Genomic DNA, 14,153 nt, shown 5'->3' with positions numbered 1-14,153 from the left:
CACAGCATGACCATTGGTTCCTTTGTGTGTATTTTGAATCCAGAGATTGAGCTGGATCCAAGGGTTGAAAATGGTAGTGTCACCTTTGTAGAATACGAAAATGGACAATTTTCAATCCAGACCATCGGAGATGAGTCATACCGCAAGCTGGGTGCTAACTGGTTAGCAGCCCACTCAGAAGAACTTGATGTAAAAAAATAAGATACTATATATAAGAAGAAAACAATTGCAGGAGGATAAAAATGGCAAAGACAAAATTGTATATTGCCCGTCATGGAAAAACCATGTTTAATACCATTGGTCGCGCCCAAGGTTGGTCTGATAGTCCCTTGACAGAAGCTGGCGAACGAGGGATTCATGAATTGGGGATTGGTCTACGTGAAGCTGGGATTCAGTTCCAACAAGCCGTGTCCAGCGACTCCGGTCGAACCATTCAAACCATGGGGATTGTGCTAGAAGAATTAGGGTTAACGGGTAAGATTCCTTACCGTTATGATAAGCGCATCCGCGAATGGTGTTTTGGAAGCTTTGATGGCGCCTACGATGGAGAACTCTTTTTGGGCGTTTTACCACGTGTCTTTCGTGTCGATGACTTCCATCATTTGAGCTTGATGGAGTTGGCTGAAGGGATTGTCGAAGTGGACACAGCCGGCTGGGCAGAGTCTTGGGAAACCCTTCGTGACCGCATCTTGGATGGCTTTACGACGATTGCTAAGGATGTCGAGTCTCAAGGTGGTGGGAATGCCATCGTAGTCAGTCATGGGATGACCATCAGTACCTTGATTTACCTGATTGATCCAAAAGCCTTTAAAGAATTGGTCTTGGACAATGGTAGTGTGACTGTTATTGAGTATGAAGATGGCCAATTTAAACTAGAAGCAGTTGGAGATCTGTCATACCGCCAGGTTGGAGCGAAATGGTTAGAGGAAAATCATGACTAAATATAAACTTGCCAAGAAAAGAGAAAAGAAAGTTAGCTGGATCGTGCTCTGCTGTATAGGCCTCTGTCTAATCGGAGCAGGAGTGGGTATTTTCTATTTGAAACCTCAATGGCTTCATATGGGCTCTGTTGAAGATAAAAAAGTAGAAACGACTACTCCAAAAAAGGTTGAGAAAAAGGAAGAAAAACCGAAGACAGACCTTCCGCAAGTTTCTAGCAAGGATTGGAACCTAGTCTTGGTCAACCGGGACAACAAGTTGGCTGAGCTGAATCCTCAGTTAGTCGACGTTGAAGAAATCAAGGTGGATAGTCGGATCGCAGAACAAACTAAGCAATTTTTAGCGGCGGCAAGGGCCATTGCTCCTGAGGAGTCCTTGATTTCCGGTTATCGAAGTGTAGAGGAGCAAACAGAACTTTTTAATGAGCGGATAGCTCAATTAGAAGCTACTGGGCTTCCTCATGAAGAGGCAGAACGTCAAGCACAAACACAAGTACAGGTCCCAGGGGCTAGTGAGCACCAGACAGGCCTTGCGATTGATATGAGTGCCCCAAATGGGCTATCCGAAGAGGTAGTGCAACAAATTATTGCCTTGGCGCCACAATATGGGTTTGTTCTCCGTTATCCAGAAGGGAAAAATGCGATCACGGGTGTGGACTATGAAAACTGGCACTTCCGCTACGTCGGTGTAGAAAATGCCCAGTATATGGTCAAGCACCAACTGGTCTTAGAAGAATATATTCAAAAGCTGAAAGAAGCAGGTTTATAGTTTTTTTGGCCTAGTATCGGTCTTAAGAATGATTTTTAGCACTCTTTAAAAAAGAGTGCTAATTTTTTGGATTTTTTTCTTGACTTTCTTTTGAGAGGGTGTATAATAGAATCATGGTTTAGCACTTGAGTGTTTAGAGTGCTAAAAATGAAAGAGAGGTGAGGTCATGGTTACAGAACGTCAAAATGAGATTTTAAATCTTGTCGTCGATATCTTTACCAAGACCCACGAACCGGTCGGTTCAAAAGCACTACAAGATGTCATTCAATCCAGTAGTGCGACCATCCGAAACGACATGGCTGCTCTCGAAAAGCAAGGGTTGCTAGAGAAAGCCCATACTTCGAGTGGCCGCATGCCTAGTCGAGCTGGTTTCCAATATTTCGTTCAGAACTCGCTCGATCTAGAGTTGATTGATGAACAAGATGTCTACCAGGTGGTGAAGGCCTTTGATTTCGAAGCCTTTAAGTTAGACGATATCTTGGATGCTACGGCCAAGTTACTAGCCCAGATGACGGGCTACACCGCAGTGATTCAGGATGTGGAGCCGACACGGCAGCGCTTGACGGGTTTTGAGATTGTTCCATTATCCAACCATGATGCCTTAGCAGTTCTGACCTTGGATGAATCAAAGCCTGTCACCGTACAGTTTGCTATTCCAAAGAATTTCTTAACCAGTGACTTGGAAATCTTCCATCAGCTGGTTCAAGAACGCTTCATTGGAAATACGGTCTTGGATATCCACTACCGCTTACGGACGGAGATTCCACAGATTGTACAGCGCTATTTCAAGACGACAGACAATGTCGTGGATCTATTCGATTACGTCTTCTCGCAACTGTTTCAAGAACTGGTCTTTGTAGAAGGAAAGGTTTCATCTTTGAGTTATGCCGATCTTCAGACCTATAAGTTCTTAGATAATCCCCAACACGTAGCCTTGGAGTTACGAGGAGGAATGCCGGAAGACCAAATGACCCAGATCCTGGTTGCGGAATCCCAAGAGAAGGCCTTGAAAAATGTGACGGTGATTAGTCACAAGTTCCTGGTTCCTTATCGTGGGATGGCCCTCATGCATGTGATTGGTCCCGTAGAGATGGATTACAGGCGGGTGATTAGTCTGGTCAATGTTATCGGCCGAGTGTTGGTCATGAAGTTGACGGATTACTACCGTTACCTCAACAGCAACCATTATGAAGTAAATTAAGACCAAATGAAAGGGGTGTATGCCTTGACAGAAGATATCAAAAAAGAAGACGTGAAAGAAGAGGAAGTTGCCGAGACAACTGAAGAAGTTGTAGAGGAAAGCAACCAACCTTCTGAGTTAGAAGAAGCACAAGCGCGTGCCGAGGAATTTGAAAACAAATACCTTCGTGCTCATGCAGAAATGCAAAACATTCAGCGCCGTGCCAATGAAGAACGTCAGCAATTACAAAAATACCGTAGCCAAGATTTGGCAAAAGCGATCTTACCATCACTAGACAACCTCGAACGTGCCCTCGCCGTCGAAGGATTGACAGATGATGTCAAAAAAGGACTAGAAATGGTGCAAGAAAGCTTGATTCATGCTTTGAAAGAAGAAGGAATCGAGGAAATCGCAGCGGACGGAGAATTTGACCATAACTACCACATGGCCATCCAAACAGTCCCAGCTGATGACGAACATCCAGCAGACACCATCGCACAAGTCTTCCAAAAAGGCTACAAACTCCATGACCGCATCCTGCGCCCAGCCATGGTAGTTGTCTACAACTAGGATACCTTGTCCGAAACGACACTAAACTATGAAAGAAAGATAAGATGCAAGCCGGAGGCTTGCAAGGAAGATATTTCCCGCCGTGGTGAAAGTTTCAGTAGCTTGTGCTACTGAAACAGGGGATTTTTGAGACAGTAGGCTCAAAAATAAGTGATGAAATCCCGGAGGGAGTTGCTCACGTCCCCACCACTTAAGGGAAATATCAAAAAAAGAGAAAAATAACAAGGAGAAAAACATATGTCTAAAATTATCGGTATTGACTTAGGTACAACAAACTCAGCAGTAGCAGTTCTTGAAGGAACTGAATCAAAAATCATCGCGAACCCAGAAGGAAATCGCACAACTCCATCTGTAGTGTCATTCAAAAACGGTGAAATCATCGTTGGTGACGCTGCAAAACGTCAAGCAGTGACAAACCCAGATACAGTCATCTCTATCAAATCTAAGATGGGGACTTCTGAAAAGGTTTCTGCTAACGGGAAAGAATACACTCCACAAGAAATCTCAGCAATGATCCTTCAATACTTGAAAGGTTACGCTGAAGAATACCTTGGTGAAAAGGTAACGAAGGCTGTTATTACAGTTCCAGCTTACTTTAACGATGCTCAACGTCAAGCAACTAAAGACGCTGGTAAAATCGCTGGTCTTGAAGTAGAACGTATCGTCAACGAACCAACTGCAGCAGCCCTTGCTTACGGTTTGGACAAGACTGATAAAGAAGAAAAAATCTTAGTATTCGACCTTGGTGGTGGTACATTTGACGTATCTATCCTTGAATTAGGCGACGGTGTCTTTGATGTATTGGCAACTGCAGGGGATAACAAACTCGGTGGTGACGACTTTGACCAAAAAATCATCGACCACTTGGTTGCAGAATTCAAGAAAGAAAACGGCATTGACTTGTCAACAGACAAGATGGCCCTTCAACGTTTGAAAGATGCAGCTGAAAAAGCGAAGAAAGACCTTTCTGGTGTAACTTCAACACAAATCAGCTTGCCATTCATCACTGCTGGTGAAGCTGGGCCTCTTCACTTGGAAATGACTTTGACTCGTGCCAAATTTGACGATTTGACTCGTGACCTTGTAGAACGTACTAAAGTTCCAGTTCGTCAAGCTCTTTCTGATGCAGGCTTGAGCTTGTCAGAAATCGACGAAGTGATCCTTGTTGGTGGTTCAACTCGTATCCCAGCCGTTGTAGAAGCTGTTAAGGCTGAAACTGGTAAAGAACCAAACAAATCAGTGAACCCTGACGAAGTAGTTGCGATGGGTGCTGCGATCCAAGGTGGTGTGATCACTGGTGATGTGAAAGACGTTGTCCTTCTTGACGTAACACCATTGTCACTTGGTATCGAAACAATGGGTGGAGTCTTCACAAAACTCATCGACCGCAACACAACTATTCCAACATCTAAATCACAAGTCTTCTCAACTGCAGCAGACAACCAACCAGCCGTTGATATCCACGTTCTTCAAGGTGAACGCCCAATGGCAGCAGATAACAAGACTCTTGGACGTTTCCAATTGACAGATATCCCAGCTGCACCTCGTGGTATCCCACAAATCGAAGTAACATTCGACATCGATAAAAACGGTATCGTATCTGTTAAAGCGAAAGATCTTGGAACTCAAAAAGAACAAACAATCGTTATCCAATCAAACTCAGGTTTGACAGACGAAGAAATCGACCGCATGATGAAAGATGCAGAAGCTAACGCTGAAGCAGATAAGAAACGTAAAGAAGAAGTTGACCTTCGTAACGAAGTAGACCAAGCTATCTTTGCGACTGAAAAGACAATCAAAGAAACTGAAGGCAAAGGCTTCGATGCAGAACGTGATGCTGCACAAGCTGCCCTTGATGAGCTTAAGAAGGCCCAAGAAGACAATAACTTGGACGAAATGAAAGCAAAACTTGAAGCCTTGAACGAAAAAGCTCAAGGACTTGCTGTGAAACTCTACGAACAAGCCGCAGCAGCGCAACAAGCCCAAGCAGGAGCAGAAGGCGCACAAGCAACAGGCAACGCAGGCGATGACGTCGTAGACGGAGAGTTTACGGAAAAATAAAATAGTCCAGCGGACTATTTTATCTCGAGCTTGAAAATCGGGGAGCGAGGCGTTAAGAATGACTGTTCACTCTAATGATTGGCATTCTATGGCAATCGCTATGGCGCCTTGCCTAAACGCCTAACTGGCAAATGATAAGAAGAAATCCAGAGGTTGCAACCCAGCCTCTGTTTTTCGGTAAAATAGAGGATGTTGCGTATGAAAAAAGTACTTTGTATCATTTATCCTAATTTTTCTCTTTATGAGATAACCGCTTTAACAAGTACTTTAGCTCTGTCTTTTGATATCACGATTGATTATGTCGCTTCAAATCATTCGATAGTGGTTTCTGAGGATGGCTTGCCCTGTCAACCAACGAAAACACTAGATCAAATCCGTATAGAAGAGTATTCTTGTGTGATTTTGCCAGGAATGATCAATATAGGGCCTGCTCTACAGGATGAGAAATTAATTTCGTTCTTGAGGGACCTTGGTGAGCAAGATATCCTCATTGCAGCCATTTCTTCAGCGCCTCTTTTATTAGCGAAAGCAGGTCTGTTGAAGGACACGAAATTTACAGGTGGAATTTGGCAAAACTTCTTTGATTATTTTGAATTTCTTCCACGTGAGAATTTCCAACCGAAAGTGGTTGTGCAAGATAAACAAATCATTACGGCTATCGGTTTTGCCCATCAAGAGTTTGCAAGAAAAGTGATTCTAAGCTTAGGATTGGCAGAGAATACGGACAACTATTTTAAAGAAAAGAACGAGTGTGCTGAAGAGGATTTGATATTTACTCTATCAGACCAAGAGTTTGATCAAGTGAAGCAAAGTATAGAAAATATCCTCTAAAGATGTACATGAAAATTATAGAAAGGAACAAAGAGTGTTCGGGGAATTGAACCCGAGCGGAAAGCTTGGAAATTAGATAAACCGCCTAAGAAATCAGGATTTCTTGTCGGTTTCCTAAATTTCAGTCGCTTTCTGTTCGCTCTTAGTATCTTGTATGAACAATACTGAATTTTATGACCGTTTGGGCGTTTCAAAGAATGCATCTCAAGATGAGATTAAGAAAGCCTATCGGAAATTATCTAAAAAATATCACCCAGATATCAACAAGGAGCCTGGTGCTGAGGAAAAGTACAAGGAAGTTCAAGAAGCTTATGAGACTTTGAGCGACGAACAAAAACGGGCAGCTTATGACCAATACGGTGCTGCAGGGGCCAATGGTGGTTTTGGCGGCTTCGGTGGCGGAGCTGGTGGCTTCGGTGGTTTTGATGGCAGTGGCTTTGGTGGCTTTGAAGATATCTTCTCTAGCTTCTTTGGAGGTGGTGGTGCAAGCCGCAATCCTAATGCTCCACGTCAGGGAGATGATCTTCAGTACCGCGTAAACCTCAAGTTTGAAGAAGCCATCTTTGGAACTGAGAAGGAAGTGAAGTACCATCGGGAAGCCAGCTGTCGGACGTGTGATGGAACTGGTGCTAAGCCAGGAACAAGTCCAGTAACTTGTGGACGCTGTCATGGTTCTGGGGTTATCAATGTGGATACGCAAACCCCACTTGGGATGATGCGCCGTCAAATCACCTGTGATGTCTGTCATGGACGCGGTAAAGAAATTAAAGATCCTTGTACAACCTGTCATGGGACTGGTCACGAGAAGCAAGCCCACAGTGTCAATGTGAAAATCCCTGCTGGGGTTGAAACAGGTCAACAAATCCGCCTCTCTGGTCAAGGAGAAGCTGGATTTAATGGAGGGCCATACGGAGATCTCTATGTGGTGGTCAACGTTGAGCCGAGCGACAAATTTGAGCGTGATGGATCAACCATCTACTATAAATTGAACTTGAACGTTGTTCAGGCTGCTCTTGGGGATACGGTCCATGTTCCAACGGTTCACGGCGATGTTGACTTGGTCATCCCTGAAGGAACCCAGACAGGTAAGAAATTCCGCCTCCGCGGTAAAGGAGCACCAAGCTTGCGTGGAGGCTCTGTAGGAGATCAATATGTATCTGTTAATGTGGTGACACCAACAGGTCTAAATGACAAGCAAAAAGAAGCCCTTCGTGCATTTGCGGAAGCAAGTGATTTGAAGGTCAACCCAAAGAAAAAAGGCTTCTTTGATAAGGTTAAAGATGCCTTGGATGATTTATAAAATAAAAGAAGATTTGGTTTTTCCAATCTTCTTTTTTTATCAAGAAAAACACCTCCGAAACCAAAGGCTTCAGAGGTGTGGCAAAAGAATCAAATTAAACAAGACCTTGGGCAATCATCGCATTTGCGACATTTTCAAAGGCTGCGATATTAGCACCCGCAAGGTAATCTTTACCAAGACCGTAGGTTTCTGCAGTTGTTTTAGCAGTGTTGAAGATGTTGGTCATGATGTCTTTCAAGCGTCCATCCACTTCTTCACGTGTCCATGAAAGGCGGAGGCTGTTTTGGCTCATTTCAAGAGCAGATACAGCAACCCCACCAGCATTGGCAGCTTTAGCAGGTCCGTAAAGGATGCCGTTTTCTTTGTAGACTTTGATCGCATCAAGGTCGCTAGGCATGTTGGCTCCTTCAGAAACAACTTTTACCCCTTGAGCAACCAAGCGTTTCGCTGCTTCACCGTTGATCTCGTTTTGAGTTGCACATGGAAGAGCGATATCATAGTTACCAGCGTAAGTCCATACAGATTCTTCGTAGTAAGTAGCAGTTGGTTTTTCTGCAGCATACTCAGTCAAACGAGCACGACGTTTTTCTTTGACGTCTGTCAGAAGGTCAAAGTCAATACCGTTTTCGTCGATCACGTAACCGTTTGAGTCAGATACAGAGATAACAGTTGCACCAAGTTCAGTTGCTTTTTGAAGAGCGTATTGGGCAACGTTACCAGAACCTGAGATCACGACTTTCTTACCAGCAAAGCTGTCGCCATTGCCTTTGAGCATTTCCTCCGTATAGTAAACCAAACCATAACCAGTTGCTTCTGGACGGATCAAGCTACCACCGAAACCAAGAGGTTTACCAGTCAAGACACCAGCATCAAATTGGCGAAGGCGTTTGTATTGACCGTAAAGGTAACCAATCTCACGTCCACCAACCCCGATATCACCAGCTGGGACATCAAGAGAAGGACCGATGTGTTTTTGCAATTCAGTCATGAAGCTTTGGCAGAAGCGCATCACTTCAGCGTCAGTCTTGCCTTTAGGATCGAAGTCAGATCCACCTTTACCTCCACCGATTGGAAGTCCAGTCAAAACGTTTTTAAAGATTTGTTCGAAGCCGAGGAATTTCAAGATCCCTTGGTTTACAGTTGGGTGGAAACGAAGTCCGCCTTTGTAAGGACCGACAGCTGAGTTGAATTGAACACGGTAACCACGGTTAACTTGAACTTTTCCGTCACGGTCAACCCAAGGAACACGGAAGCTAATCACGCGCTCAGGCTCAGTGATACGTGCCAAGATGTTTTCTTCGATGTATTCTGGATGTTTTTCAAATACAGGTTCCAAAGTGCTAAGGAACTCTTCAACAGCTTGAAGGAATTCCGCTTCATGGCCGTTGCGAGCTTTTACGGTTTCGAAAGTGCTTTGGATATATTCTTTTGCAGTTGTCATCATGTTTCTCCTTTTTTCATTGAAACGAATTCCAGCAGGTTAGCGAACTTACTGGTATATGGAGGCACTGCTGAGAGCAATGTCATGTTTTATTACGTCGATAATTATAGCAGACTTTTTTTGACTTGTAAAGAAAAAAGTTGAATTTTCTGAAAATTTTCACAACTGCCTATGGAGTGGGAAAATATGGATGCGAAAGAACGATAGGATTGGAAAAATGTCTGATTTTTCTCTTATATATAGAAAATAAATGGATAACGTTTAAGGTGATTTTTTCTATTTCCGGACGATCCTTGTCCTTTTTTAGTTTTCTAGTCATGAATCCTCCTTTTCGTGCTATAATGGCTGTAAGAATTCATTTCAAGGAGAAGAAGATGGTATCGACAAAGACGCAAATTGCTGGTTTTGAATTTGACAACTGCCTGATGAATGCGGCAGGTGTGGCCTGTATGACCACTGAGGAATTAGAAGAAGTGAAGAATTCGGCTGCTGGGACCTTTGTGACCAAGACAGCTACCTTGGAGTTCCGTTCTGGAAATCCAGAGCCACGCTACCAAGATGTCCCACTGGGCTCAATCAATTCGATGGGGCTACCTAACCAAGGCTTGGACTATTATTTGAATTACTTATTGGAGTTGCAAGAAACAGATCCCGATCGGACTTTCTTCCTATCTCTTGTCGGCATGTCTCCTGAGGAAACCCATACCATCTTGAAAAAGGTGCAAGAAAGTGATTTTAAAGGTTTGACTGAATTGAACCTTTCCTGCCCCAATGTCCCAGGGAAACCTCAGATCGCCTATGATTTTGAGACGACAGATCGGATCTTGTCAGAGGTCTTTGCCTATTTCACCAAACCTCTTGGCATCAAGTTGCCACCTTATTTTGATATCGTTCATTTTGACCAAGCAGCAGCAATCTTTAACAAATATCCGCTCAAGTTTGTCAACTGTGTCAACTCAATCGGTAATGGACTTTACATCGAGGATGAATCCGTGGTGATCCGTCCTAAGAACGGCTTTGGTGGGATTGGTGGCGAATACATCAAACCAACGGCTCTGGCCAATGTCCATGCCTTTTACCAACGGTTAAATCCAGAAATTCAGATTGTGGGGACTGGGGGCGTCTTGACTGGTCGCGATGCCTTTGAACATATCCTTTGTGGCGCTAGTATGGTACAAATCGGAACCACGCTTCATAAAGAAGGAGTGGGGGCTTTTGAACGCATTACTGCGGAGCTTAAAGCTATCATGGAAGAAAAAGGCTACCAAAGTCTAGAAGATTTCCGTGGGAAATTGCACTACATTGACTAATCTTTCGAGAAGAACTTCCTCAAGTGGAAACTTGGGGAAGTTTTTTATGAGAGTGGGACAGAAATCGGTAATTCGTTAGAATTCGATTTCGTCGTCCCACCTCCGCACAGTTGAGTAGGGCTGTAAAAGCTGATGAAATCAGCGTAGTAGAGTCCACTCAACCACTGCGTCTTGCTCGACAATCTAGAAACAATTGAGAGGCTAGGACTTTTGTCCCAGCCTCATTCTGTTCCTAGTTTTAGAGATTTCCCATTTTTATAGAGAGAAAAAGGTGTACAATGGAGGTGAAAAGGAAGGTGATTTCGATGGGAGAAAGGGATGTGATTCAAGAGGCGAGGACGACGGTCAGCCTTCTTCAAACAGCCTTTTCTAAAGGATGCACCCCCAGTCCAGATGCCCTTCGATTTAAAGAAAATCTAGATCAGATGTTGAAAGTTTTATTGAAGGCTCAAAGGATAGACAATCGCCTGTTGATCGAGTTGGAAAAGTTTTATCAGACCGCTAGTCTATTGATTGGTCTGAGCGGGTTGCGTTTAAATAAAGAAACCTTTCAAGTTTGGCGAGCTTATGATCACTGGCATTACGAGGTTGTGAAGCCTCAGTTACAGGTCTACGGACCGACGGTGGTTCTTTAATCTTGGTAACGATGTTTAGGAACATCAGATGATTGAGAGGAGGTGTGGGACATGTCTCTCATGCATGATTTTTTCCATCAGTTTTTAGTGTCTCTACGGAATCTTGGTTACTCGCTCTTTTTCTTATTTGAAAAATAAGTGGGAGTGCCTTTATCCCTTTTACTAGTATAGTAGAAGGGATTTTTGATGCAGAATCCTTGAAAATCTGAGACTCTTGGATTATGATGAAGCTAATAGATGTCAAGCGTTCCTCTTAGGGAATGCAGGAAGCGAGGAAAAAAAGATGGCAGAGATTTATCTAGCAGGTGGCTGTTTTTGGGGCTTAGAGGAGTATTTCTCTCGGATCCCCGGTGTAGAACAAACGACGGTGGGCTATGCCAATGGCCAGGTAGAGACGACCAATTATCAACTGATCAAAGAAACGGATCATGCAGAGACTGTACAAGTTATCTACGATCCAGACAAGATCACTTTACGCGCAATTCTGCTCTACTATTTCCGGGTGATCGATCCCTTGTCCGTTAACAAGCAGGGAAATGATCGAGGCCGCCAATATCGGACCGGTGTCTATTACCTAGACGAGGCGGATTGTGAGGTGATTGCCCAAGTGTTTGCGGAAGAAGAGAAGCAACTGGGCCGCAAGATCGCGGTGGAGCTAGAGCCCTTGCGTCACTACATCCTGGCTGAGGACTACCACCAAGACTACCTCAAGAAGAATCCTGGGGGTTATTGCCATATCGATGTGACGGATGCTGCCCAACCCTTGATTGATCCGGCAGCCTATCAGAAGCCAGATCAAGAAACCTTAAAAGCGAAACTGACAGCAGAGCAGTACCAAGTCACCCAAGAAAGCGCGACGGAACGCCCTTTCCACAATGTCTATGATCAGACCTTTGAAGAGGGCATCTATGTGGATATTACGACTGGGGAACCTCTTTTCTTTGGAAAGGATAAGTTTGCTTCTGGCTGTGGCTGGCCAAGTTTCTCTCGTCCCATTGCCAAAGATGTCGTCCACTATTACCAGGACCAAAGCCATGGGATGGAGCGGATTGAAGTTCGTTCCCGCTCGGGTAATGCTCATCTCGGCCATGTCTTCACCGATGGACCCAAAGACCAAGGTGGCCTTCGCTATTGCATCAATTCGGCCTCACTGCGCTTTATTCCAAAAGAGGAAATGGAGCAAGAAGGTTATGGTTATTTGTTAAATGCTTTGAAATAAGAGGGCCTTTCTATTAAATCGAAAAACGGAGTTTATGATGAAAAATAGAAATTTGTGGGTAACAATTTTTTCACTTTCGGCTATGGTAACTCTGATTGGATTAGGATTTACTGCCTATAATCATTTTGTGTTCCATCAACCTTTTATGAATCGGACGACAAAAGGGTTGCTTTCGGCCTTTTTCCTAAGTCTTGTCATGGTTGCGATTAGCTTGTCCAAATCAAACGATAAGAAGTGATGAACGATCATTTACATGAATTAATCAACTGTGCAGGAGCAGGACGATGAAGCGTTTCTAAACAATGGCGCTTCTGTCCTGCTCTCTTTTTTCTCTTCTTAAAATTTGTGATACAATGAAGAGAAAGTATTTCAATGAATACTAGGTTTGATGTGAGTTTAGTGGCTCATTGTATAAACCTGAGATGAGAAAGTTGGAATGTTAGAGAAGTGTGAGAATGTAAAAGGTAGCATCAAGATGCTAGGGAGAGGCCTTTGACAAGTGCAAGAGAAATAGGAAGAGAAGATGATGAAGAATTGGAAGGATCTCTTAAAGAGATGGAGCGAGCTTGGGAAAGATATCCTCAGGATGCTCAACGACTGGCTTGATATTGGCTTGGGAAAGGTGACCGCTTTTCGCCTGACCAACGAACAGTTTGTCTATGGTTTGCTGATTACAGTATTTGCGGCAGCAAATCTGGTCTTGTGGGTTCAAAAATGGAATGGTTTTCCCATTACAGCGCTAGAAATGCCGGAAGTCGTTGAAAAGCAAGAAGAAATTCATCCGGATCAGTTACCGCATACGGCTCGGATCATGGCAAATGGAGATCAACTCTATCATGACTTGATTTATATGAGTGCCGCCAAGGAAGATGGAAGCTATGATTTTTCTGAGAATTATCACTATGCTCAGGAATGGTTGAAGCAAGGGGATCTGGTCTTGGGGGATTTTGAAGGGACCATTAATTCGGATTATGGGCTTTCGGGCTATCCGATTTTCAATGCCCCTGAGGAGGTGGTTGCTTCGATTAAGGATGCAGGCTATCAGGTGATGGACCTGGGACATAACCATATCCTCGATTCTGGCTTGGAAGGGCTGTTTTCGACTGCCAAGGCCTTTGAAGACGCGGGGATCCAAACGGTTGGTGTCTACCCGCATGAGACGAGAGATCAAGCCCCTATCCTGATCAAGGAGGTAAATGGGATCAAGATTGCGATCTTGGCCTACTCCTACGGGTTTAATGGGATGGAATATAATCTAGAACAAGAGGACTATGACAACCGTCTATCGGACCTCAATGAGGAGCGGATGCGTCAAGAAATCCAAAAAGCTGAGATGGAAGCGGACGTAACTATTGTCATGCCTCAGATGGGGATTGAATATGAGTTAGAGCCATCAGAGGAACGAAAGGAGCTATACCATAAGATGATTTCTTGGGGGGCGGATATCGTCTTGGGTGGTCATCCTCATGTTGTCCAGCCTGCTGAGATTGTGGATAAGGATGGGCAACAGAAATTGATTGTTTATTCTATGGGGAATTTCCTTTCCAATCAGCGGATGGAAACCATGGAAGGGATAGACAATGCGCAATGGACCGAACGGGGTGTCCTGATGGATATCACCATTGAGAAGGTAGGGCGCAAGACACGGATCAAAACTGCCACAGCTCATCCTACTTGGGTTAACCGGACGCCCAAGGACAGTTATTCTCCTGAAGGTTATGAACTCTATCATTTCCAGACCTATATCTTGGAGGACTGGATTGAAGGCGGCAAGTACCGGAACCAATTGGATGATGAAACAAAGGCGCGTGTCGATACAGCCTACCAGGAAGTGAAGGACCGTGTGAATCTGAATTGGGGTCAATAATGATTGTAATGTTAGAAGTTATCTAAGATTCA

13 protein-coding genes and 1 pseudogene are annotated in these 14,153 nt (G+C 44.1%); 13 read left to right on the top strand and 1 reads right to left on the bottom strand.

Annotated features, from left to right (window positions below; genetic code table 11):
* The 8 genes and pseudogenes from ACLOR3_RS01245 to dnaJ form a co-directional block, all read left to right on the top strand.
* Positions 1-201: pseudogene (locus tag ACLOR3_RS01245) on the top strand (histidine phosphatase family protein); the annotation flags it as partial.
* Positions 202-242: 41 nt separating this feature from the next.
* Entirely contained in the window at positions 243-941 is a 699-nt protein-coding gene (locus tag ACLOR3_RS01240; RefSeq protein WP_048716315.1) for a histidine phosphatase family protein, read from the top strand.
* Complete coding sequence (locus ACLOR3_RS01235; RefSeq protein ID WP_048716316.1) at positions 934-1,707, top strand: M15 family metallopeptidase; 774 nt, start codon at positions 934-936, stop codon at positions 1,705-1,707. Before ACLOR3_RS01240 ends, ACLOR3_RS01235 begins: the two co-directional genes overlap by 8 nt.
* A 166-nt stretch (positions 1,708-1,873) precedes the next feature.
* Positions 1,874-2,908: a heat-inducible transcriptional repressor HrcA gene (hrcA, locus tag ACLOR3_RS01230; RefSeq protein WP_048716318.1), complete on the top strand. Its 1,035-nt coding sequence runs from the start codon at positions 1,874-1,876 to the stop codon at positions 2,906-2,908.
* Positions 2,909-2,932: 24 nt separating this feature from the next.
* Positions 2,933-3,457, top strand: a complete 525-nt coding sequence (gene grpE, locus ACLOR3_RS01225) for a nucleotide exchange factor GrpE (RefSeq protein WP_325049894.1) — start codon at positions 2,933-2,935, stop codon at positions 3,455-3,457.
* 237 nt (positions 3,458-3,694) lie between these two features.
* Positions 3,695-5,518: a molecular chaperone DnaK gene (gene dnaK, locus ACLOR3_RS01220; RefSeq protein ID WP_048716323.1), complete on the top strand. Its 1,824-nt coding sequence runs from the start codon at positions 3,695-3,697 to the stop codon at positions 5,516-5,518.
* Between the two features lie 198 nt (positions 5,519-5,716).
* On the top strand, positions 5,717-6,349 hold the full coding sequence (locus ACLOR3_RS01215; RefSeq protein WP_411400046.1) for a DJ-1/PfpI family protein: 633 nt from the start codon (positions 5,717-5,719) through the stop codon (positions 6,347-6,349).
* 154 nt (positions 6,350-6,503) lie between these two features.
* Positions 6,504-7,649: a molecular chaperone DnaJ gene (gene dnaJ / locus ACLOR3_RS01210; protein ID WP_129822465.1), complete on the top strand. Its 1,146-nt coding sequence runs from the start codon at positions 6,504-6,506 to the stop codon at positions 7,647-7,649.
* 94 nt (positions 7,650-7,743) lie between these two features.
* On the opposite strand, the gene gdhA is transcribed toward dnaJ, so the two are convergent.
* Positions 7,744-9,090 (bottom strand): NADP-specific glutamate dehydrogenase, encoded by a 1,347-nt coding sequence (gene gdhA / locus ACLOR3_RS01205; RefSeq protein WP_411400222.1) that lies wholly within the window; start codon positions 9,088-9,090, stop codon positions 7,744-7,746.
* A 374-nt stretch (positions 9,091-9,464) separates the two neighbouring features.
* Here gdhA and ACLOR3_RS01200 point away from each other — a divergent pair, with 374 nt between their 5' ends.
* From ACLOR3_RS01200 to ACLOR3_RS01180, 5 genes are all read left to right on the top strand, one after another.
* Positions 9,465-10,400 (top strand): dihydroorotate oxidase, encoded by a 936-nt coding sequence (locus tag ACLOR3_RS01200; protein WP_061564332.1) that lies wholly within the window; start codon positions 9,465-9,467, stop codon positions 10,398-10,400.
* Between the two features lie 278 nt (positions 10,401-10,678).
* Positions 10,679-11,035, top strand: a complete 357-nt coding sequence (locus ACLOR3_RS01195) for a helicase BlpT (protein ID WP_411400045.1) — start codon at positions 10,679-10,681, stop codon at positions 11,033-11,035.
* A 283-nt stretch (positions 11,036-11,318) separates the two neighbouring features.
* Positions 11,319-12,254, top strand: a complete 936-nt coding sequence (gene msrB, locus ACLOR3_RS01190; protein WP_411400044.1) for a peptide-methionine (R)-S-oxide reductase MsrB — start codon at positions 11,319-11,321, stop codon at positions 12,252-12,254.
* Positions 12,255-12,291: 37 nt separating this feature from the next.
* Positions 12,292-12,492 (top strand): hypothetical protein, encoded by a 201-nt coding sequence (locus tag ACLOR3_RS01185; protein ID WP_129822461.1) that lies wholly within the window; start codon positions 12,292-12,294, stop codon positions 12,490-12,492.
* Positions 12,493-12,840: 348 nt separating this feature from the next.
* On the top strand, positions 12,841-14,121 hold the full coding sequence (locus ACLOR3_RS01180; protein ID WP_411400221.1) for a CapA family protein: 1,281 nt from the start codon (positions 12,841-12,843) through the stop codon (positions 14,119-14,121).
* Positions 14,122-14,153: the final 32 nt, after the last annotated feature.

Source organism: Streptococcus intestinihominis (assembly GCF_046824975.1).
Taxonomy (GTDB): Bacteria; Bacillota; Bacilli; order Lactobacillales; family Streptococcaceae; genus Streptococcus.
The sequence above is the reverse complement of the archived record's forward strand: the minus strand, read 5'-3'. Positions and strand labels throughout refer to the sequence as shown.

Excerpts from the sequence above, each read along its gene's own strand:
- ACLOR3_RS01240 (WP_048716315.1), top strand. The coding sequence starts at position 243 with ATGGCAAAGACAAAATTGTATATTGCCCGTCATGGAAAAACCATGTTT.
- ACLOR3_RS01195 (WP_411400045.1), top strand. The coding sequence starts at position 10,679 with ATGGAGGTGAAAAGGAAGGTGATTTCGATGGGAGAAAGGGATGTGATT.
- ACLOR3_RS01200 (WP_061564332.1), top strand. The coding sequence starts at position 9,465 with ATGGTATCGACAAAGACGCAAATTGCTGGTTTTGAATTTGACAACTGC.
- gdhA (WP_411400222.1), bottom strand. The coding sequence starts at position 9,090 with ATGACAACTGCAAAAGAATATATCCAAAGCACTTTCGAAACCGTAAAA.
- msrB (WP_411400044.1), top strand. The coding sequence starts at position 11,319 with ATGGCAGAGATTTATCTAGCAGGTGGCTGTTTTTGGGGCTTAGAGGAG.
- ACLOR3_RS01185 (WP_129822461.1), top strand. The coding sequence starts at position 12,292 with ATGAAAAATAGAAATTTGTGGGTAACAATTTTTTCACTTTCGGCTATG.
- dnaK (WP_048716323.1), top strand. The coding sequence starts at position 3,695 with ATGTCTAAAATTATCGGTATTGACTTAGGTACAACAAACTCAGCAGTA.
- ACLOR3_RS01235 (WP_048716316.1), top strand. The coding sequence starts at position 934 with ATGACTAAATATAAACTTGCCAAGAAAAGAGAAAAGAAAGTTAGCTGG.
- hrcA (WP_048716318.1), top strand. The coding sequence starts at position 1,874 with ATGGTTACAGAACGTCAAAATGAGATTTTAAATCTTGTCGTCGATATC.
- dnaJ (WP_129822465.1), top strand. The coding sequence starts at position 6,504 with ATGAACAATACTGAATTTTATGACCGTTTGGGCGTTTCAAAGAATGCA.
- ACLOR3_RS01215 (WP_411400046.1), top strand. The coding sequence starts at position 5,717 with ATGAAAAAAGTACTTTGTATCATTTATCCTAATTTTTCTCTTTATGAG.
- ACLOR3_RS01180 (WP_411400221.1), top strand. The coding sequence starts at position 12,841 with ATGCTCAACGACTGGCTTGATATTGGCTTGGGAAAGGTGACCGCTTTT.